General features: G+C 73.1%; 18 protein-coding genes. 10 read left to right on the forward strand and 8 right to left on the reverse strand.

Annotation, left to right across the window (positions count from 1 at the left end):
• Positions 1–38: 38 nt before the first annotated feature.
• Together F6X51_RS06970 and F6X51_RS06975 are read right to left on the reverse strand one after the other, a co-directional pair.
• Complete coding sequence (locus F6X51_RS06970; protein ID WP_150962493.1) at positions 39–230, reverse strand: hypothetical protein; 192 nt, start codon at positions 228–230, stop codon at positions 39–41.
• A gap of 156 nt (positions 231–386) precedes the next feature.
• Complete coding sequence (locus F6X51_RS06975) at positions 387–1,364, reverse strand: c-type cytochrome (protein WP_150962494.1); 978 nt, start codon at positions 1,362–1,364, stop codon at positions 387–389.
• Between the two features lie 339 nt (positions 1,365–1,703).
• Here F6X51_RS06975 and F6X51_RS06980 point away from each other — a divergent pair, with 339 nt between their 5' ends.
• Positions 1,704–2,447: a 3-deoxy-manno-octulosonate cytidylyltransferase gene (locus F6X51_RS06980; protein WP_150962585.1), complete on the forward strand. Its 744-nt coding sequence runs from the start codon at positions 1,704–1,706 to the stop codon at positions 2,445–2,447.
• A gap of 25 nt (positions 2,448–2,472) precedes the next feature.
• A complete protein-coding gene (locus F6X51_RS06985) occupies positions 2,473–3,330 on the forward strand; it encodes a prephenate dehydratase (RefSeq protein ID WP_150962495.1) in 858 nt (285 codons plus the stop codon).
• 240 nt (positions 3,331–3,570) lie between these two features.
• Here F6X51_RS06985 and F6X51_RS06990 read toward each other — a convergent pair whose 3' ends face one another.
• Positions 3,571–4,296 (reverse strand): tyrosine-protein phosphatase, encoded by a 726-nt coding sequence (locus F6X51_RS06990; RefSeq protein WP_150962496.1) that lies wholly within the window; start codon positions 4,294–4,296, stop codon positions 3,571–3,573.
• 215 nt (positions 4,297–4,511) lie between these two features.
• On the opposite strand from F6X51_RS06990, the gene F6X51_RS06995 reads away from it, so the two are divergent.
• Both F6X51_RS06995 and ppa read left to right on the forward strand, forming a co-directional pair.
• Complete coding sequence (locus F6X51_RS06995) at positions 4,512–5,021, forward strand: GNAT family N-acetyltransferase (RefSeq protein WP_150962497.1); 510 nt, start codon at positions 4,512–4,514, stop codon at positions 5,019–5,021.
• Positions 5,022–5,143: 122 nt separating this feature from the next.
• Positions 5,144–5,680, forward strand: coding sequence for an inorganic diphosphatase (gene ppa / locus F6X51_RS07000; protein WP_150962498.1), 537 nt, complete (start codon positions 5,144–5,146; stop codon positions 5,678–5,680).
• 100 nt (positions 5,681–5,780) lie between these two features.
• On the opposite strand, the gene F6X51_RS07005 is transcribed toward ppa, so the two are convergent.
• From F6X51_RS07005 to F6X51_RS07020, 4 genes are all read right to left on the reverse strand, one after another.
• Entirely contained in the window at positions 5,781–7,481 is a 1,701-nt protein-coding gene (locus F6X51_RS07005) for a methyl-accepting chemotaxis protein (protein ID WP_150962499.1), read from the reverse strand.
• A 105-nt stretch (positions 7,482–7,586) separates the two neighbouring features.
• A complete protein-coding gene (locus F6X51_RS07010) occupies positions 7,587–8,648 on the reverse strand; it encodes an MBL fold metallo-hydrolase (RefSeq protein ID WP_150962500.1) in 1,062 nt (353 codons plus the stop codon).
• Between the two features lie 70 nt (positions 8,649–8,718).
• Positions 8,719–9,771: an aromatic ring-hydroxylating oxygenase subunit alpha gene (locus F6X51_RS07015; protein WP_246696671.1), complete on the reverse strand. Its 1,053-nt coding sequence runs from the start codon at positions 9,769–9,771 to the stop codon at positions 8,719–8,721.
• 732 nt (positions 9,772–10,503) lie between these two features.
• Positions 10,504–10,947, reverse strand: coding sequence for a hypothetical protein (locus F6X51_RS07020; RefSeq protein ID WP_150962502.1), 444 nt, complete (start codon positions 10,945–10,947; stop codon positions 10,504–10,506).
• A gap of 491 nt (positions 10,948–11,438) precedes the next feature.
• Here F6X51_RS07020 and F6X51_RS07025 point away from each other — a divergent pair, with 491 nt between their 5' ends.
• From F6X51_RS07025 to rimM, 4 genes are read left to right on the forward strand one after another with little or no spacing between them, the layout of a single operon-like run.
• Entirely contained in the window at positions 11,439–11,696 is a 258-nt protein-coding gene (locus F6X51_RS07025) for a glutathione S-transferase (RefSeq protein WP_150962503.1), read from the forward strand.
• A 22-nt stretch (positions 11,697–11,718) separates the two neighbouring features.
• Positions 11,719–13,302: a signal recognition particle protein gene (gene ffh, locus F6X51_RS07030; RefSeq protein WP_150962504.1), complete on the forward strand. Its 1,584-nt coding sequence runs from the start codon at positions 11,719–11,721 to the stop codon at positions 13,300–13,302.
• 56 nt (positions 13,303–13,358) lie between these two features.
• Positions 13,359–13,721, forward strand: a complete 363-nt coding sequence (rpsP, locus tag F6X51_RS07035; RefSeq protein WP_150962505.1) for a 30S ribosomal protein S16 — start codon at positions 13,359–13,361, stop codon at positions 13,719–13,721.
• Positions 13,722–13,733: 12 nt separating this feature from the next.
• Positions 13,734–14,429 (forward strand): ribosome maturation factor RimM, encoded by a 696-nt coding sequence (gene rimM, locus F6X51_RS07040; RefSeq protein WP_150962506.1) that lies wholly within the window; start codon positions 13,734–13,736, stop codon positions 14,427–14,429.
• An 8-nt stretch (positions 14,430–14,437) separates the two neighbouring features.
• On the opposite strand, the gene F6X51_RS07045 is transcribed toward rimM, so the two are convergent.
• The gene (locus F6X51_RS07045; protein WP_150962586.1) at positions 14,438–15,187 is read right to left on the reverse strand and encodes a class I SAM-dependent methyltransferase; all 750 of its coding nucleotides are present in this window, start codon (positions 15,185–15,187) and stop codon (positions 14,438–14,440) included.
• Between the two features lie 91 nt (positions 15,188–15,278).
• On the opposite strand from F6X51_RS07045, the gene trmD reads away from it, so the two are divergent.
• Complete coding sequence (trmD, locus tag F6X51_RS07050) at positions 15,279–16,004, forward strand: tRNA (guanosine(37)-N1)-methyltransferase TrmD (protein WP_150962507.1); 726 nt, start codon at positions 15,279–15,281, stop codon at positions 16,002–16,004.
• Between the two features lie 163 nt (positions 16,005–16,167).
• Positions 16,168–17,337, forward strand: coding sequence for a phosphoserine transaminase (locus F6X51_RS07055; RefSeq protein WP_150962508.1), 1,170 nt, complete (start codon positions 16,168–16,170; stop codon positions 17,335–17,337).
• The last annotated feature ends 244 nt before the right edge of the window (positions 17,338–17,581 follow it).

The following is a 17,581-nucleotide window of genomic DNA, read 5'->3' on the forward strand; positions in this document are numbered from 1 at the left end:
GAGCGCCGCGGCCCGTGCGCAGGGCGGACCCGCCGGGATCAGGTGGTGACGGTATGGCGGGGTGCGCCGGGGGGCTGGATGCATCCGCGCTGGCGCAGGTCGACGCGGGTCAGGGGTTCGAGCGAGGCCTCGATCCGCGCCCGGCTCGTCGCCACGGCGCGCTGCGCCAGGGCGATCGAGCGGTCGGTGCGAGCCCGGAAGGCGAGAGGGATCCGCGCCGGCTCGGGCATGCGCATCCGGCATTGTCTGCCGCTGGCCACCGGGGTTGCGCAGTCGCCGGCGTGAACGCCGCGCGCGAAGCCCCGGCGGGCGGGAGCCGGGGCTTCGACACGAAGAGGCCGGGCGCGGCGGCCCGGCCTCGACGATTTCGGCGGGGAGAGCCCGGGCTATTGCTGGGCCGGCTTGTCCTTGTTCATCTCCAGGCTCTTGGCCTTCTGCTCGGCCTCCGGATCGCCCTGTGCCGGCGCCGCCTTGGTGGCGGCCTCCGGCGGCGCGCTCGGGTCGGGCTTGGCGGTGGCGTTCGGGGTCGGGCCGCTTGCCTCGGGCGCCTGCTTCGGGTCGACTTCGTTGTGGCTCTCGACGCTGCCGGCGGGCTTGGGGCCGACGGGCTTGGCCGTCTCGGTGTCGGCGGGCTTGGCCGGGCTGTCCTTGCCCTCGGAGGGCTTTCCGGTGGCCGGATGCTCGGCGGACGGCTTGGAATCCGCGGGCTTCTCGGCGGCGGGCTTGGCCTCCGCGGGCTTGGCCTCCGCGGGCTTGGCCTCCGCGGGCTTGGCCTCAGCCGGCTTGGCGTCCGCCGGCTTGGCATCAGCCGGCTTGGCCTCGGCCTTCTCGGCGGCCGGCAGCGGCTTCGGGCTGTCCGAGAGGCTGTGCAGGTAGGCGATGACGTTGGCGCGCTCCTGTGGCGAGGAGATGCCCGCATAGGCCATCTTGGTGCCCTTCACGTAGGTCTTCGGCGCCTCGAGGAAGTGGTCGAGGTCCTCGTAGGTCCAGGACCCGCCCTTCTCCTTCATGGCCGCCGAGTAGTCGTAGGCCTCGTGGCCGGCCTTCTTGCGCTCGACCACGTCCCAGAGACCGGGGCCGACCTTGTTCGGGCCGCCCTTGTCGAAGCTGTGGCAGGCGTGGCAGGCCTTGGTGCCGCCCTCGCCCTTGCCCGCATTGGCGCTGGCGAGGCGCACCGCGATCGGCTCCGCCTTGGCGGCCGGCGCGCCGCCGGCGGCCTCGGCCTGCGGCTCGGGCAGCTCGTAGCCGGCATTGCCGGCGGGCTTCGAGTGGTAGATGAGCTCGGCCACGAATCCAGATCCAAGGGCGAACAGCAAGGTTCCGAGCACGGCACCGGCAACCTTGTTCAGCTCGAACGAGTCCATTCTCGACAACTCCGGCGCGCGTGCCCGGGGCGAGGGTCCCCGGCCGCGCAAGGCAGCGACCGGCGGAGCGAAGCGCCGGACCTTGGAAATATTCGAGGGTGCCTTAGCCGCTCTGCCCCGATCTTGACAATGGCGGACGTGGCGTCCGCGTAGTCGCAGAGCCCCCCGGTGAAACCCGTCGACGGGGTTCGGGACCGGTCCGCCAGGCGGACCATGCCCAGAACCGCCCCCCGTCACGTGGTGACGGCGCGCCAGGACGACGCGCCAGGACGGCGCGCCATGACAACGCGGCTCGCGCCTGTTAAGCACCCGGCCCGCGAGACGAAGTCCACCGAGATCATGTCCGATCCCCTCGTCCTGATCCCCGCGCGCCTCGCCGCGACGCGGCTCCCGAACAAGCCGCTCGCCGACATCGCGGGCGAGCCGATGATCGTGCATGTCTGGCGCCGCGCCGTCGAGGCGGGCATCGGTCCCGTCGTGGTGGCGACCGACACGGACGCGATCGCGCGGGCGATCGAGGCGGTCGGCGGCGTCGCCGTGATGACGCGGGCCGACCATCCCTCCGGCTCCGACCGCCTCGCCGAGGCCCTGGAGATCGTCGATCCGGAGGGGCGCCACGACGTGGTGGTGAACGTCCAGGGCGACCTGCCGACGATCCATCCGGGCATCATCGGGGCCGCCGTCACCCCGCTGGCCGACCGGGCCGTCGACATCGCGACCCTCTGCGCCGAGATCACCCGGGACGCGGAGGCGGCGGACCCGAACGTGGTCAAGCTCGTGGGCCACCCGGTCGGCCCGAACCGCCTGCGGGCGCTCTACTTCACCCGGGCCCGGGCCCCCTGGGGGGAGGGGCCCCTGTTCCACCATATCGGGCTCTACGCCTACCGGCGCACCGCGCTCACCCGCTTCATGGCCCTGCCGCCCGGGGCTCTCGAGACCCGCGAGAAGCTGGAGCAGCTCCGCGCCCTCGAGGCCGGCATGCGCATCGACGCGATCGTGGTCGACGACCTGCCGCTCGGCGTCGACACCCCCGCCGACCTCGAACGCGCCCGCGCCGTGCTCGCGGCCCGGCGCCTGAACTGAAGCCCGCGGCCGAATCGAAGAAGCGATGACCGAACGCACCATCTCCTACCAGGGCGAGCCCGGCGCCAACTCGCACATCATCTGCGCCCAGGCCTATCCGGACTGGACGCCCCTGCCCTGCGCGACCTTCGAGGACGCCTTCGCGGCGGTGACGGAGGGGCGGGCCTCCCGGGCGATGATCCCGATCGAGAACTCGATCGCGGGCCGGGTCGCGGACATCCACCATCTGATCCCGACCTCCTCGCTGCACATCGTGGCCGAGCACTTCCTGCAGATCCACTTCCAGCTGATGGCGCTGCCCGGCACGCCGGTGGCGGCGCTGACGAGCGTGCACAGCCACATCCACGCGCTGGGCCAGTGCCGCCGCATCATCCGGCGCCTCGGCCTCCGGGCCGTGGTGGCGGGCGACACCGCGGGCGCCGCCCGGGAGGTGGCCGAGGGGAGCGATCCGAGCCGGGGCGCCCTCGCGCCGGCCCTCGCGGCCGAGGTCTACGGCCTCGAGATCCTCGCCCGCGACGTCGAGGACGAGGCCCACAACACCACGCGCTTCGTGGTGTTCTCCCCCGATCCCGTGCCGGCAAGCCCCGACTCGGGCCCGATGGTGACGAGCTTCATCTTCCGGGTGCGCAACATCCCGGCGGCGCTCTACAAGGCGCTCGGGGGCTTCGCCACCAACGGCGTCAACATGTCGAAGCTCGAGAGCTACATGGTCGAGGGCCAGTTCACCGCAACGCAGTTCTACGCCGAGGTCGACGGCCACCCGGAGGATCCGGGCCTCGCCCGGGCGCTCGACGAGCTGCGCTACTTCTCGCGGGAGCTGAAGATCATCGGCACCTACCCGGCCCACCCCTTCCGCGAGACCACCCGCCTCGCGGCGGAGTGAGCGACCGGCTTTTTTCCCGTCCGCCCGGGTGCCGCAACCGGCACGGGAAGCACGCCGCGCCCCCTCTCCCGTGCGGGAGAGGGTTGGGGTGAGGGAGGCGACCTCTCCGGAAAGGTCGCACCCCTCACCCGGTCCGCTGTCGCGGACTCGACCTCTCCCGCACGGGAGAGGTGGGCGCATTGTGCTGGTCCGGAGCGTCGGAGGCCGCGCGATGCGCCATCGCGCGAAAAACCGCCGCGCCTACTCGCGCCGGATCACCCGATCGACCACGAGGTCGGACCAGAAGCCCGGGCGGAAGCTGCGCTTGAGCGCCTCGGCGTCGTAGACGGTCTCGACCCAGGTGAGGAAATCGAGGCCCTTCGGCGCGCCCTCGCGCAGGTAGAGTGCGAAGAAGGCGTCGAGGATGCCGGTCTTGGCGAAGCGGAAATGGCCATAGCGGGCCGAGAGCTGCCGGGCGGCCTCCGCCACCGGGCGGCCCTCGTGCAGGATCAGGTAGAGGGCGGCGGCGAGGCCCGCCCGGTCCGCCCCCGACTTGCAGTGCATCACGGCCGGGTACTCGATCCCGGCGAAGAAATCCTTGGCGGCGAGGATCGTCTCCCGCGAGGGGGCCTCGCGCGAGCGCAGCACGAACTCGACGAGCCGGAGCCCGTGCCGCTCGCAGGCCTCCCGCTGCAGCGGCCAGGACCCGTGCTCGCGCCCGCCGCGCAGGGACACGATGGTGCGCACGCCGTCGCGGTGGAACCGGGCGAGGTCGTTCGGGCTCGGCTGGGCCGAACGCCAGAGCGCGCCCGCGCCGACCCGGTGCCGGTTGAGATAGGCGAGGCGGAACACCCCGTGATCCACCAGCAGCATGTTGGCCCAGGCCATCAGCCGGGCGCGGCGCCCCGCGATCGGCTTCTCGAACCGGGCGATGCGCGCCATCCGGCGGGCATAGCGGGTCTCGGGCTTGAGGAAGCGGTTGAACACGGGTTGGGCGGGCCGGGGCTCGGGCGGCGGGGTCCGAGGCTCTAACAGCCCCGCACCGCACGGGCAATTCGGCGCGGGGCGCAGCGGACGCGTCCGGATCCCGGCATCACACTTGCCTTTTCTTTGCCGGGATCGCGGGAGAACCTGAGCCCCCTCGACCCCGTTAGACGATCGGCGACGACGCGAGACACGTCCCCACGAGAGGATCCGGGCCCATGAGCACGCGCAGCACCACCAGCATCCGCCGGGCCCGGGACGCCGACGCGCCGGCGCTCTCGGGGGTGTTCGATGCGGCCTGGCGCGAGGCCTATCGCGGGGTGATCCCGGGGGTGGCGCTGGAGCGGCTGATCACGCAGCGCCACGCCCGCTGGTGGCGCGGCGCCCTGCGGCGGGGGCGGCCGATCGCCGTGGTGGAGACCGCGGGTGCGGTGGTGGGCTACGCCGCCTACGGGCGGGCCCGCAGCAACCTGCTCAAGGCCGATGGCGAGGTCGACGAGCTCTACCTGATCCCGGAATACCAGGGCCTCGGCTTCGGCCGCCGCCTGTTCCGGGCCGTGCGCAACGACCTTGCGGATCACGGCCTAACCCGGGTCGGCGTCTGGACGCTGGAGGACAACGCGCGGGCCGCCGGCTTCTACGAGAGCCTCGGGGGGCTGGCCGGACCCCGCACCCTCGACCGGATCGCCGGGGTGCCGCTGACCAAGATCGGCTACCGCTTCGGCTGATTTGCGACGTTTCCCCGCAAACGTCGCGAGCCGGGGGCGGTCGTGATTTTCTTTGCGTCGCAACACCTCTAAGAGACCCGGATAACGGGGCTTTTCAGCCCCGATGTCCGGGAGACAGACACATGCGCATCGACGCCATCTCGATCGGCAAGACCCCGCCCCACGACGTCAACGTGATCATCGAGGTTCCCCTCGGCGGCGAGCCGATCAAGTACGAGATGGACAAGGACGCGGGCGCCCTCGTGGTCGACCGCTTCCTCTACACGGCGATGCACTACCCGGGCAATTACGGCTTCATCCCCCACACCCTGTCGGGCGACGGCGACCCCTGCGACGTCCTCGTGGCCAACACCCGCGCGGTGGCGCCGGGCGCCGTCATGAGCGTGCGGCCGGTCGGCGTCCTGGTGATGGAGGACAATGCGGGCGAGGACGAGAAGATCATCGCGGTCCCCTCGCGCCACCTGACGATGCGCTACGACCGGGTCGAGAACTACACCGATCTCCCCGACATCACCCTGAGCCAGATCCAGCACTTCTTCGAGCATTACAAGGACCTGGAGCCCGGCAAGTGGGTCAAGGTCGTGCGCTGGGGCGACAAGGCCGAGGCGCATCGCCTGATCCTCGAGGGCGTCGAGCGCGCCAAGAACCAGAAGGCCTGAGCCCCCGGCCGCCCCGGCAGCGGGCGGCCGCGATCGGGACCGAACCAATCCCGGACCGCTCGGGCGGCCCGGGATCCTGCCTGTGCGCGCGGCGACGGGTTCAGGCGGCGACCGCCCGCAGGAAGCGGCCGATCTCGGCCTCGAGGCCGGCCGCCACGGCCTCGACCGAGGTGGCGGCGGCCTCGACGCTCGCCGCCATCCCGGCGGTGCGCTGCGCCGCCTCCGCCACGGTGGCGAGGTCGCGCGCGATGGCGACGCTCGTCCCGGCGGTTTCGTTGACGTTGCGGGAGATCTCGTCGGTGGCCGCGCCCTGGGCCGCGACGGCGCCCGAGAGGTCGGCCGTGTTGGTGCTGATCAGGCCCATGCGCCCGGTCATCCGGCCGATCGCCTCGACGGCGACGCGGGTGGCCGTCTGGACCCGGGCGACCTGGCTGGCGATCTCGTCGGTGGCGTTGGCGGTCTGGCCCGCCAGGGCCTTGACCTCGGCGGCCACCACCGCGAAGCCCCGGCCGGCCTCGCCGGCGCGGGCGGCCTCGATGGTGGCGTTCAGCGCCAGGAGGTTGGTCTGCTCGGCCACCGCCCGGATCAGGCCGACGACGTCGCCGATGCGCTGGGCCGAGGCCGCGAGGTCGCCGACCTGCGCGTTCATGGCCGCGGCCTCGCCGAAGGCCCCCTCGACGTCGGCGCGGGCCCGGTCGATCCGGCCGTGGATCTCGGCGACGGAGGCCGCGAGCTCGTCGGCGGCGCTGGCGACGGTCTGGACGTTGGCGGAGGTCTCGCGCGAGCCCGTCGAGGCCCCGGCGATGGCGGTCGTCGCCTCGGCCGAGAGGGCCGACATCGCGCCGGCCCGCGCGCGCATCTCGCCGGTACGGGCGTTGAACTCCGCGACCGAGCGCTGCACCGCGACGCGGAACTGCGCCACCTCGGCGTCGAGGTGCTGCCGGCGGGCGCGCTCGCCCGCGCCGGTCTCGCGCTGGTCGGCCTCGAGGCTGCGGGCGCGGCGGCTGGTGTCGCGCAGGGCGTCGAGCGCCCTCGCCACGGCGCCGATCTCGTCGCGGCGCCCCTGCGAGGGGATCGGGCCGTCGAGGTCGCCCTCGGCGAGCCGGGTCGTGCGGTCGGCGATCGCCTGGAGGGGCCGGAACAGGCGCAGGCCGACCGGCGCCAGCACCAGGCAGGCGAGGAGGGCCACGACGAGGCTCGTCAGCGCCATCGTGCCCATCGTGGCCCGGTAATCCGCATAGTACCGCTCCAGCGGGATGCCGACATACAGGATGCCGTTGACCTTGCCGGCGGCGTCGAGGGTCGGGTGGTAGACGGTCCAGAACGGCCGCCCGAACAGGGTCACGGCCCCCGAAAAGGCCTCGCCCCGGCGCACCGCGGCGTTGGCGGGGCTGTCCGGGGCGAGCGCGGTGCCGACCGCCCGCGCGCCCGTCTCCGTCCGCACGTTGGTGATGCGGCGCAGGAAGCGGTCGCCGCCGGCCTCGTAGGCGAAGACCGTGGCGTTGCCTCCGATATAGGCGGTCACGTCGTCGACCAGCGAGAGGTCGCCGAGGCTGCCGAGGTCGGGGGCCGCGACGCGGGCGACCCGTCCGCCGTCGAGGTCGAGGCGCGCCCCGGGTACCTTGGCGGCGAACACGAGGGAGAGGGTCCGGATATGGGTCTCGGCCTCGGCACGCTGCTTCGCCTCGATCTGCGACCAGATCTCGCGGCTCGTCGCCGCCAGAAGGATCGCGACCGTCAGGACGATCGCTGCACCGGCAAGGAGGATAGTCTTGGTTGTTAGGCTGCGAAGCCGCTGCATAGGACAAACCACTGGGACAATTCGGGAAACGTCCCCCCAGAATGGCGCCGGATGCCTTACGCTTCCTTTAATTGCACGCGGTGGTGGTAACGATCCGCGGCCGCCTCAGCCCTCCCAGACCTGGCCCGGCCGCAGGGCGAGGAAGCTCTCGGACGGCCGGCCCGCGGCCGCGAGCGCGACGGCGAGCGCCTCGGCCGGGCGCTCGACGCCCTCGTCCGTGAGGCGGAACGTGCCCCAATGATGCCCGAGCGCCTGCGGGTTGCCGAGGAGGCCGAGCGCCGCGACGGCATCCTCCGGGTTCATGTGCTGCGGCTTCATGAACCAGCGCGGCTCGTAGGCGCCGATCGGCAGGGTGGCGAGGCGGGGCACCCCGAAGCGCTCGCGCACGGCGCGGAAGATCGACCCGTCGCCGAGGCCGGTATCGCCGACATGGTAGTGCACGCCGGCGGGCGAGGTGATCACGTAGGCGCACCAGAGCGCCATGCGCCGGTCGTTCAGCCCCCGCGCCGACCAGTGGTTCGCCGGCACGAGGTGGATCGTGAGCCCGTCGCCGAGGTCGACCGCCTCGCCCCAGTCGCGGCTCTCGACATGCATGGTCTCGTCGTAGCCGCGCAGGATCGTGTCGTTGCCCAGGGGCGCGACGATCAGGGGCTGGTGCGCCTGCCAGAGCCGGGCCAGCGCCGGGCCGTCGAGATGGTCGTAATGGTTGTGGGTGATCAGCACCGCGTCGATCGGCGGCAGGTCCGAGAAGGCGATGCCGGGGCGGTTCACGCGCTTGGGCCCGGCGAAGCGGACCGGGCTGGCGCGGCTGGCGAAGACGGGGTCCACCAGGATGTTGCGGCCCGCGATCTGGATCAGGTAGCTGGCATGCCCGATCAGCACCACCCGCAGGCCGGCGACCCGCTCGGGCGGCTTGTCGGCCGGGAACGGGCTCGGGAACGCCTTCGGCCAGGCCTCGCCCTTGCGGGAGAGCTGCCAGCGGACGACGTCGCGCAGGTCCTTGTCGGCGGCCTGCTCGGGGCTGTGGAAGCGGACCCCGTCGAAATGGTCGCTCTTCGGCCCCGCGTAATAGGGGTTCCTGCCCCGCCGGTGCGCGGCGTAGCCGACCCCGCCCAGCGTCATCACCGTGGCCGCGCTGACGGCCGTGAGAAGGCTTCGCCGTTTCATCCGGCTGAGATGGCGGGTGCGGGCCTGCCGTCAAGCCGCACGGCCACGGTGCCGCAGGAGGGCGCGGCGCTCACGAGCGCCAGCGCAACTCCTGGGGCTGCAGCGGGTTGCGGAAGGCGCGGGCCTCGCGCGCGGCCTGGAGCGCCTCGCGCTTGAGGCGGAAATACCATTGGGAAGGCAGGTCGCCCTGGCCGAACAGCACCATGGTGGGCTTGCGGTCGAGCCCCTTCTGGGCGTGCTGCAGCACCTGCTGGTCCTGGGTCAGGAACTGGCGCATCAGCGGCCGGGCGACCGGCTTCAGGAGGTTGAGGGCCGGCATGTTCCAGTAGAGCGCGTTCGTCAGCAGGGTGCGGTTGTGGCTCATCGGCGTCGCGAAGGTGTAGTTCGCGACCCGCTTCGCCCCCGCGGCGATGCGCTCGAGCCGCACGCCCGGCAGCCGGAACTCGATCTCCACCGCCGGCGCGCCGCCGAGCAGGCGGTAGACCGGCGCGCTCGTCGTCGTGGCGTGGCTCGTCATGGTGAAGCCGTGCGGCGTCGGGGCGAAGCGCTTGACCTTCTCGCGCAGCTCCTTCGAGGGCCGGAACCACCAGGAATCGTGCACGAAGGCGACGTGGCCGGGATCGACGAGGCTCAGCGTCGTCAGGTCGAAGGAGGCCTCGACCACGAGCGCGACCACGCAGGCGCCCGCCGCCTCGAAGTCGAGGGCGGGCAGGGCCGGCACGTCGGCGCGGCCGGGCGGGCCGAGGAAGGGGTTCACCCAGACGAAGCCGGCGCTCTCGCGCACGGGAAAGCGCTGGACCGCGATGCGCGAGAAATCCGCCGCGTCGGCGGAGGACAGGGTCGGCACGTCGCGGCAGCGCCCGTCCGTGCCGAAGCGCCAGCCGTGGAACGGGCAGGTCAGGGCCTCGCCGTCGAAGCGCCCCTTCGACAGGGCCATGCCCCGGTGCGGGCAGCGGTCGCGCAGCGCGAACAGCGCGCCGGCCGCGTCGCGCCCCACCACGATCTGCTCGCCGTTGAGCTCGATCGCCCCGAGCCCGCCGCCCTTCCGGGCGCCCGCCTTCCCGCCGGCGAAGGCCGCGCTCCGGCCGACGCAGTACCAGGCATTGGCCAGCGGCTGGCGCATGGCCTCGGGGTCGAGGACGTCCTCGTCCGCGGGCGCCGGGTCGCGCGGGGTCGGCAGGGGGGCGTGGGACACGGGCTGAACCGGCGATCTGGAGCGGGGCAGGCGGCAGGCGCCCTCCATACGCCCGCGCGCCGGCCCTGGCCAGACGGGGCTCCCCCGGGCGCATCAGCCCGCCTCCGCCCGTCCGCCTCCGCCCGTCCGCCTGCGCCCGTCCGCCTGCGCCCGTCCGCCTGCGCCCGCGCCGCCACGGCGGAGCGCTTTCCCGCGGCGTTTCCCGCAGGGCACATCATCCGGGCAGGCGCGGCAGGGCGCGGGTGCACGCTCGCCCCGATGGCGGCCCGCTGCGCCGGCGCAGCGCGCGGTGAGGCCCGGTTCAGGGATCGCATGCGGCGCCGCGGAAGGACGATAGGGTGCGGACAGCGGCGAGAGGGCGCAGGCGGGGGCCTTTCCATCCCGCGTCCGGTTCCCTACCTTCGGGGTCCCAGCAACAAACGAAAGGAGGTGATCCAGTGTCTCATTGTCATCAGCCGCGGTCGTCGGCTCACCGGACCTGGACCGTCGCCTCCGGCGCTTTCGTCTAAGCGCTCGGGTCGCGCGAGACAGGTCCGGCCGGACCGCGGTTCGGCAATGGAAGGGCCGCCCCTCACGGGGCGGCCCTTCGTCGTTCCGGGACCGGACGGCGAGGGATCGCGGCGCCCGCCTCGCCGTCCGGCGCCCGTGTGACGCGGCGTCTCAGCGCTTCTGGAACAGGGGCTGGGCCAGGGCCTCGCAGCGGGCCTGCCAGAGGTCGCGCTCCTCGCGGATCGCCTGGAGGTCGCTCATCTCGTCCTGGACGTGCTTGCGCAGGTCGCGGATCTCCTGGGCCAGGATCGCCTGGAGCTCGGCGTAACGGTCGGTCTCCTGGCGGAGCTTGGCCTTGAGCATCAGGTTCTCGGCCATCAGCTCGGACACGTCCTCGGCCTCGGCGCCGGCGACGGCCGCCTCGGCGGCCTGCACCACGCGGGGCGCCCAGGCCTGGCCCGGATCGGCGGCGCGGGGGGCGTCGGCGCGCGGCGCCTTGGCGTCGGGCGCCACGGGGGCATGCGCCTTCATGGCGGCGAGCCAGTCCCGGAGCGGCCCCGGGGACGTGCGGCTGCCGCTCTCCTGCGGCGGGTAATGACGGGCGGGTTCCGACATGGCGGCGGGCGTCCTTGCGATCTCAAGGCCGATCCGATCAGGTTAGGCTTAACGAAGCGTAAATCTTAACGGATTTTGCCGCGCCGGCGGGGCGTCCCGCGCCGAGGGCGCTGGAGCCTCGACGCGCCTCCTCTCCCGTGCGGGAGAGGGTTGTGGTGAGGGAGGCGACCTCTCCGGACGCGTCGCACCCCTCACCCGGTGCGCTGCCGCGCTCTCGACCTCTCCCGGACGGGAGAGGTGGGGCGATCCGTCGTCCGGAGTGAGGCGTGGTTCCGTGGCGGGCGCGGCGCCGGGACCAAGGCGCTGGGAATTTGACTTTTGGTGCGGGCGCGCCTAAGGCCCGCCCTCCCTACCCGACGCGATGACGTCAACCTGGAAGCCGCCCGGCCCGCTGAGGCCGGAGGTCAACGCCCGACAGCGCGTTCGCGCCCTCGGGCGTGCTCGGCGTTGGCATCGCGTCCCGGAACCGGTCCGACCGGCTGAGAGACGCCATGACGCCGCCAGACACCACGTCTGCAGACGAGACCCGGCCGGGCCACAGGACACCGGCGCTCCGCATCGAGGATGCGGTCAACGACACCTGCCCATGGTCTGGCAAGCCGATCGCGGCCGACGCGCTGACGCTCTACAACGGCGCCGTGGTGGGCTTCTGCAACCCGGAATGCCGGGACAAGTTCGCCCGCGCCGTGCAGGCCTTCGAGAACGCGCTCCAGGCCCGCCGCGTCGAGAAGGCCGGGCTCCACCAGTGACGACGCGCGAGATCGCCTGACCATGTTCGAAGGCCTGTCCGACCGCCTCTCCGGCATTCTCTCGGGACTGACCCGCCGCGGCGCCCTGACCGAGGCCGACGTCACGGCCGCGATGCGGGAGGTCCGCCGGGCGCTGCTCGAGGCCGACGTCGCCCTCGAGGTGGTGCGCGGCTTCACCGACCGGGTGCGCGAGAAGGCGGTCGGCGCCGTCGTCCTCAAGTCGGTCACCCCCGGCCAGATGGTCGTCAAGGTCGTCAACGACGAGCTCGTGGCGATGCTCGGCGCCGAGGCCGAGATCATCGACCTGAACGCGCCGGCCCCCGTCGCCATCCTGATGGTCGGGCTCCAGGGCTCGGGCAAGACCACCACCACCGCCAAGATCGCCCGACGCCTGTCGAGCCGCGACAAGCGGCGCGTGCTGCTGGCCTCCCTCGACACCCGCCGTCCGGCCGCGATGGAGCAGCTCGCGGTGCTGGCCGCCCAGGTCGAGGTCGAGAGCCTGCCGATCGTCGCCGGCCAGTCGGCGGTGCAGATCGCCAAGCGCGCCATGGACGCGGCCCGCCTCGGCGGCTTCGACGTGGTGATGCTGGACACCGCCGGCCGCACCACCCTCGACGAGGCCCTGATGGCGGAGGCCGCCGAGGTCAAGGCGGCCACGAAGCCCCACGAGGTCCTCCTCGTCGCCGACGCGCTGACCGGCCAGGACGCGGTGAACACCGCGCGGGCCTTCGACGAGCGCCTCGGCGTCACCGGCATCGTGCTGACCCGGATGGACGGCGATTCCCGCGGCGGCGCGGCGCTCTCCATGCGCGCCGTCACCGGCAAGCCGATCAAGCTCGTGGGCACCGGCGAGAAGGTCGACGCGCTGGAGGAGTTCCACCCGGCCCGCGTCGCCAACCGCATCCTCGGCATGGGCGACATCGTCTCCCTCGTGGAGAAGGCCGCCGAGACCATCGACCACGAGCAGGCGCTCCGCACCGCGGAGAAGATGCGCAAGGGCAAGTTCGATCTCGACGACCTGTCGATGCAGCTCGGCCAGATGGAGAAGATGGGCGGCATCGGCGGCCTGATGGGCATGCTGCCGGGCATGGGCCAGATCAAGAAGCAGGTCGAGGGCGCCAACCTCGACGAGAAGATGTTCCGGCGCCAGCGCGCCATCATCTCGTCGATGACGCCGCAGGAGCGCAGGACCCCCGACCTCCTCAAGAATTCCCGCAAGAAGCGCATCGCCGCGGGCGCCGGCGTCAAGGTCGAGGAGATCAACAAGCTCCTCAAGATGCACCGGACCATGGCCGACATGATGAAGGCGATGGGCTCGGGGAAGCGCGGGATCGGGCAGGCCCTCGGCTCGATGTTCGGCCTCGGCGGAGGCGGGGGCATGGGGGGAATGCCCGGCGGGATGCCGGGCCTGCCGCCCGGGATGCCGGAGCCGACGCCCGAGCAGATCGCGCAGATCGAGAAGCAATTCGGCGGCAAGCTGCCGCCGATGCCGCCGGGCCTCGGGGGGCCGGGCGGCGGAAAGATGCCGAGCCTTCCGGGCTTAGGCGGACCGAAGGGCCCGGGCTTGCCCGGCCTCGGCGGGTTCCCGTTCGGGAAGAAGAAGTGAGCGGGCCCCGGCGCGCCGCTCCGACGACACCACACTGACAGCCTCAGGAGAAACCGATGTCCCTCAAGATCCGTCTGACCCGCGGCGGCGCCAAGAAGCGCCCCTATTACCGCATCGTCGTGGCCGACGCCCGCGCCCCGCGCGACGGCCGCTTCATCGAGAAGGTCGGCGTCTACGACCCGATGAAGTCCAAGGACGACCCGGCCCGCGTGCAGCTCGAGACCGACAAGATCAGCGCCTGGCTCGCCAAGGGCGCGCAGCCGACCGACCGGGTGCTCCGCTTCCTCGACGCCGCCGGTCTCGCCAAGCGCCCGGCCCGCAACAACCCGCAGAAGGCCGAGCCCGGCGAGAAGGCCAAGGAGCGGGCCGCCAAGCGCGCCGAGGCGGCCGCCGCCCCGGCCGAGGACGCCGCGGCCTGAGGATCAGCGAGCATGGCGCGCCGTCCCGGAGGACATCCGCCCCGCCAGGACGGCGCGCGCCGCGCCCGGCCCGGCCGCCTCTCGCCGGCGGCCGAGACCTCGCCGCGGCCCGAGCCGAAGCCCGCGCCCGGCCCGAAGCCGCGGCCGGCCTCGCCCGATCCCGACCTCGTCCTGATGGGCGAGTTCGGGCGGGCGCACGGGCTCAACGGCGAGGTCCGGCTGAAATCCTACACCGCCGACCCCGTCGGGATCGCGGGCTACAGCCCGCTCCTCGCCCTCGACGGCCGCTCCATCGAGATCACCGACGCGCGGCCGGCGCCGGGCTCCGCCCCCGACCTCCTCGTCGTGCGGGTGCGGGGCGTCCAGAACCGCGACGGGGCCGAGGCCCTGAACCGCCTCGTGCTCTACGTCCCCCGCGCCCGCCTCGGCGAGGCCGCCGAGGAGGACGAGTTCTTCACCGCCGACCTCGTCGGCTTGAGCGTCGTCGACGGCGCCGGCCGGTCCCTCGGCACGATCGCGGCGGTGCCGAATTACGGCGGGGGCGATCTCCTGGAGATCCGGCCCGCGGCCGGCGGCCCGACCGCGCTCCTGCCCTTCACCAAGGCCTTCGTGCCGGTCCTCGACGTGGCCGGGGGCCGCGTCGTCGTCGATCCGCCGGACGACCTGTTCGCGCCCGCCGGCCCGAAGCCCCCCGACGAGCCGGGCTAGCCCCCCGCTCAGCGCGCCGCGGGGGCGGTCCGGCTGGCCTCGTCGCGGCAGGGCCGGATCGCGGCCGGGTCCGGCCGGCGCTCGGGGGCGGGCGCCTCGAACAGGGCGAGGTAGCCGACCCCGCCCTCCAGGGTGCTGAACCCGGTCTCGCGGTAGCCCGCGGCGGAGAGCTCGCAGCGCAGCAGAGCCGGCGGCGTGCCGTGGCGCGACGGGATGTCGTCGGCATCCACGATCCCGACCCGGCCCCCGGGCCTTATCGCCGCCGCGAGGTTGTGCAGCAGCCCGTAGGGCTGGCTGATCTCGTGGTACATGTGGATCAGGATCGCGGCGTCGACCGAGGCCGGCTTGAGGCGCGGGTCGTGCGGCTCGCCCCGCACCACCGTGACGTTGGCGAGCCCCGCCCGGCGGACGCGCGCCTCGAGGTCGGCGAGGTAGCGGGGCGTCACGTCCTCGGCGAGCACCCGGCCCTGCGGCCCGACGCTGCGCGACAGGCGCAGGGCGTAGTAGCCGCTCCCCGCCCCGATATCCGCCACGGTCTCGCCCGGCGCGAAGCGCATCAGCCGCGCCACCTGCCCGAACTCGTCGGCCTTCTCGCGGTCCTTCTCCAGCGCCCACTGCGCCGCCACGATCTCGGCCACCGGCCGGTCGGGCTTCGGAAAGGCCGAGGCCCGCGCGCCGGGGGGCCCGAGCGGGCCCGCCGCGCGGGCCGGGGCGGCGAGGAGGAGAGCCGAGAGGACGGCGAGGGCGGTGCGGCGCATGGCCTGACAACGGGCGACCGCCCGGATGGTGCCGGCCGGGATGGTGCCCCCGGCGATTGACCCCGCCCCCCGGCGCGCGCCATCAAGCGCCATGACGACGGCCATCCCCGCGAGCGCGCCCTGGCGGGCCACGATCCTCACCCTCTACCCCGAGATGTTCCCCGGGCCCCTCGGCCTGTCCCTGTCGGGCGAAGCCCTGGCACGGGGCGCCTGGGGACTCGAGGCCCGCAACATCCGCGAGCACGGGCTCGGGCGCCACCGCAGCGTCGACGACACCCCGGCGGGGGGCGGCGCCGGGATGGTGCTGCGCTGCGACGTGCTGGGGGCGGCCATCGACGCGGCCGCCCCCGCCGGCGACCCGCGCCCGCGCCTGCTGATGTCGCCGCGCGGCCGCCCGCTGACCCAGGCGCGGGTTCGCGCCCTGGCGCGGGGGCCCGGCCTCCTCGTGGTCTGCGGCCGGTTCGAGGGGGTGGACGAGCGCGTCATCGCGGGGCGGGACCTCGAGGAGGTCTCGATCGGCGACTACGTGCTGTCGGGGGGCGAGATCGCCGCGATGGTGCTGGTCGATGCCTGCGTGCGCCTGCTGCCCGGCGTGATGGGCAAGGAGGCCTCCGGCGTCGAGGAGAGCTTCGAGGGCGGGCGCCTCGAATACCCGCACTACACCCGCCCCCGGGCGTGGGAGGGGCAGGCCATCCCGGAGGTGCTGACCGGGGGCAACCACGCCGCCATCGCCCGCTGGCGCGCCGCCGAATCCCTGCGCCTGACCCGCGAGCGGCGGCCGGACCTTCTCGGACCGGACGCGAGGACAAGTCCGTAACCGTGTGATCTGCAACACATAACAACTTTGGGATGTGTGATCCGGCGAGAGAAACCCAAGACTTTGACAGTTTTGGCTCTTGCTTTCCCGGCCGCGTGCGAGCATTCCCAGCGGCGGGACACTCCTCCCCAACGAGGAGCGCCCATCTGTAAGGATGGATCAGATGATGAACCGGCCCACCACGCGCCCGCGCGTGCCTTATTTCTCGTCCGGCCCCTGCACGAAGCGCCCCGGCTGGCGCCTCGATGCCCTCTCGGGCGCCGCCCTCGGTCGCTCGCACCGCTCCCCCCTCGGCAAGGGCAAGCTCAAGGAAGCGATCGACCTGACGCGCACGCTCCTGCGCGTGCCGGCCGATTACCGCATCGGCATCGTGCCGGCCTCCGACACCGGCGCCGTCGAGATGGCGATGTGGACCATGCTCGGGCCGAAGACCGTCGAGGTCGCGGCCTGGGAGGCCTTCGGGGCCGAATGGGTCACGGACGCCCTCAAGGAACTCAAGATCAGCCCGATCGTGCACCAGACGCCCTATGGCGTGCTGCCCGACCTCTCGGCGATCGACACCCGGCACAACGACGTGATCTTCACCTGGAACGGCACCGCCGCCGGCGTGAAGGTGCCGAACGGCGACTGGATCGCGGCCGACCGCGAGGGCATCGTCATCTGCGACGCCACCTCGGCCGCCTTCGCGCAGCCGATGGACTGGGACAAGCTCGACGTCGTCACCTTCTCCTGGCAGAAGGTGATGGGCGGCGAGGCCGCGCACGGCATGCTGATCCTCTCCCCCCGGGCGGTGGCGCGGATCGAGAGCCACAGGCCGGCCTGGCCGATCCCGAAGGTGTTCCGCCTCGCCAAGGGCGGCAAGCTGATCGAGGGCATCTTCAAGGGCGACACCATCAACACGCCCTCGATGCTCGCGGTCGAGGATTACCTCGACACCCTGCGCTGGGCCGAGGGCATCGGCGGGCTCGACGCCCTCCACGCGCGCGCCGACGCCAACGCCCGGGTGATCCACGACTGGGTGGCGCGCACCCCCTGGATCGGCCACCTCGCGGTCGACCCCGCCACCTACTCGAACACCGGCATCTGCCTCGTCATCGCCGACCCGGACGTGCTCGCCCGCGGCGACGCCGCGGTGGCGGCTTTGGCCAAGGACATCGTCGAGATGCTCGAGCGCGAGAACGTCGCCCTCGATATCGGCGCCTATCGGGACGCCCCGGCGGGCCTGCGCATCTGGTGCGGCGGCACGGTGGAGCGGTCCGACCTCGAGGCCCTGACGCCCTGGCTGGACTGGGCCTTCGCCGAGGCCAAGGCGAAGCTCGCCCAGGCCGCGTAGGGCCGCACGGCCCACCTCTCGCCTTCGGGAGCGGTCGAGGCCGCGACAGCGGACCGGGTGAGGGGTGCGACCTCTCCGGTCGGCGCGGATCCCTCACCCCGGCCCGCTCCGCGGGCAAACCTCTCCCGGACGGGACAGGGGGGCGCGGCGTGCGACCCGAGCCTGACCAGACCTGCCGACCTCGCGGCGTGCCGCACCGCCCCCGCGCGGTCGCCCCCCATCCATCCCCGTCCTCACGAGCCGG

Origin of the sequence: Methylobacterium planeticum, assembly GCF_008806345.1 — a bacterium.
GTDB classification, from domain to species: Bacteria; Pseudomonadota; Alphaproteobacteria; order Rhizobiales; family Beijerinckiaceae; genus Methylobacterium; species Methylobacterium planeticum.

What these genes read in the sequence shown, in the direction of transcription:
- F6X51_RS06970 (WP_150962493.1), bottom strand. Translation starts at nt 230, where the DNA reads ATGCCCGAGCCGGCGCGGATCCCTCTCGCCTTCCGGGCTCGCACCGAC.
- F6X51_RS06975 (WP_150962494.1), bottom strand. Translation starts at nt 1,364, where the DNA reads ATGGACTCGTTCGAGCTGAACAAGGTTGCCGGTGCCGTGCTCGGAACC.
- F6X51_RS06980 (WP_150962585.1), top strand. Translation starts at nt 1,704, where the DNA reads ATGTCCGATCCCCTCGTCCTGATCCCCGCGCGCCTCGCCGCGACGCGG.
- F6X51_RS06985 (WP_150962495.1), top strand. Translation starts at nt 2,473, where the DNA reads ATGACCGAACGCACCATCTCCTACCAGGGCGAGCCCGGCGCCAACTCG.
- F6X51_RS06995 (WP_150962497.1), top strand. Translation starts at nt 4,512, where the DNA reads ATGAGCACGCGCAGCACCACCAGCATCCGCCGGGCCCGGGACGCCGAC.
- ppa (WP_150962498.1), top strand. Translation starts at nt 5,144, where the DNA reads ATGCGCATCGACGCCATCTCGATCGGCAAGACCCCGCCCCACGACGTC.
- F6X51_RS07005 (WP_150962499.1), bottom strand. Translation starts at nt 7,481, where the DNA reads ATGCAGCGGCTTCGCAGCCTAACAACCAAGACTATCCTCCTTGCCGGT.
- F6X51_RS07010 (WP_150962500.1), bottom strand. Translation starts at nt 8,648, where the DNA reads ATGAAACGGCGAAGCCTTCTCACGGCCGTCAGCGCGGCCACGGTGATG.
- F6X51_RS07015 (WP_246696671.1), bottom strand. Translation starts at nt 9,771, where the DNA reads ATGCGCCAGCCGCTGGCCAATGCCTGGTACTGCGTCGGCCGGAGCGCG.
- F6X51_RS07020 (WP_150962502.1), bottom strand. Translation starts at nt 10,947, where the DNA reads ATGTCGGAACCCGCCCGTCATTACCCGCCGCAGGAGAGCGGCAGCCGC.
- F6X51_RS07025 (WP_150962503.1), top strand. Translation starts at nt 11,439, where the DNA reads ATGACGCCGCCAGACACCACGTCTGCAGACGAGACCCGGCCGGGCCAC.
- ffh (WP_150962504.1), top strand. Translation starts at nt 11,719, where the DNA reads ATGTTCGAAGGCCTGTCCGACCGCCTCTCCGGCATTCTCTCGGGACTG.
- rpsP (WP_150962505.1), top strand. Translation starts at nt 13,359, where the DNA reads ATGTCCCTCAAGATCCGTCTGACCCGCGGCGGCGCCAAGAAGCGCCCC.
- rimM (WP_150962506.1), top strand. Translation starts at nt 13,734, where the DNA reads ATGGCGCGCCGTCCCGGAGGACATCCGCCCCGCCAGGACGGCGCGCGC.
- F6X51_RS07045 (WP_150962586.1), bottom strand. Translation starts at nt 15,187, where the DNA reads ATGCGCCGCACCGCCCTCGCCGTCCTCTCGGCTCTCCTCCTCGCCGCC.
- trmD (WP_150962507.1), top strand. Translation starts at nt 15,279, where the DNA reads ATGACGACGGCCATCCCCGCGAGCGCGCCCTGGCGGGCCACGATCCTC.
- F6X51_RS07055 (WP_150962508.1), top strand. Translation starts at nt 16,168, where the DNA reads ATGATGAACCGGCCCACCACGCGCCCGCGCGTGCCTTATTTCTCGTCC.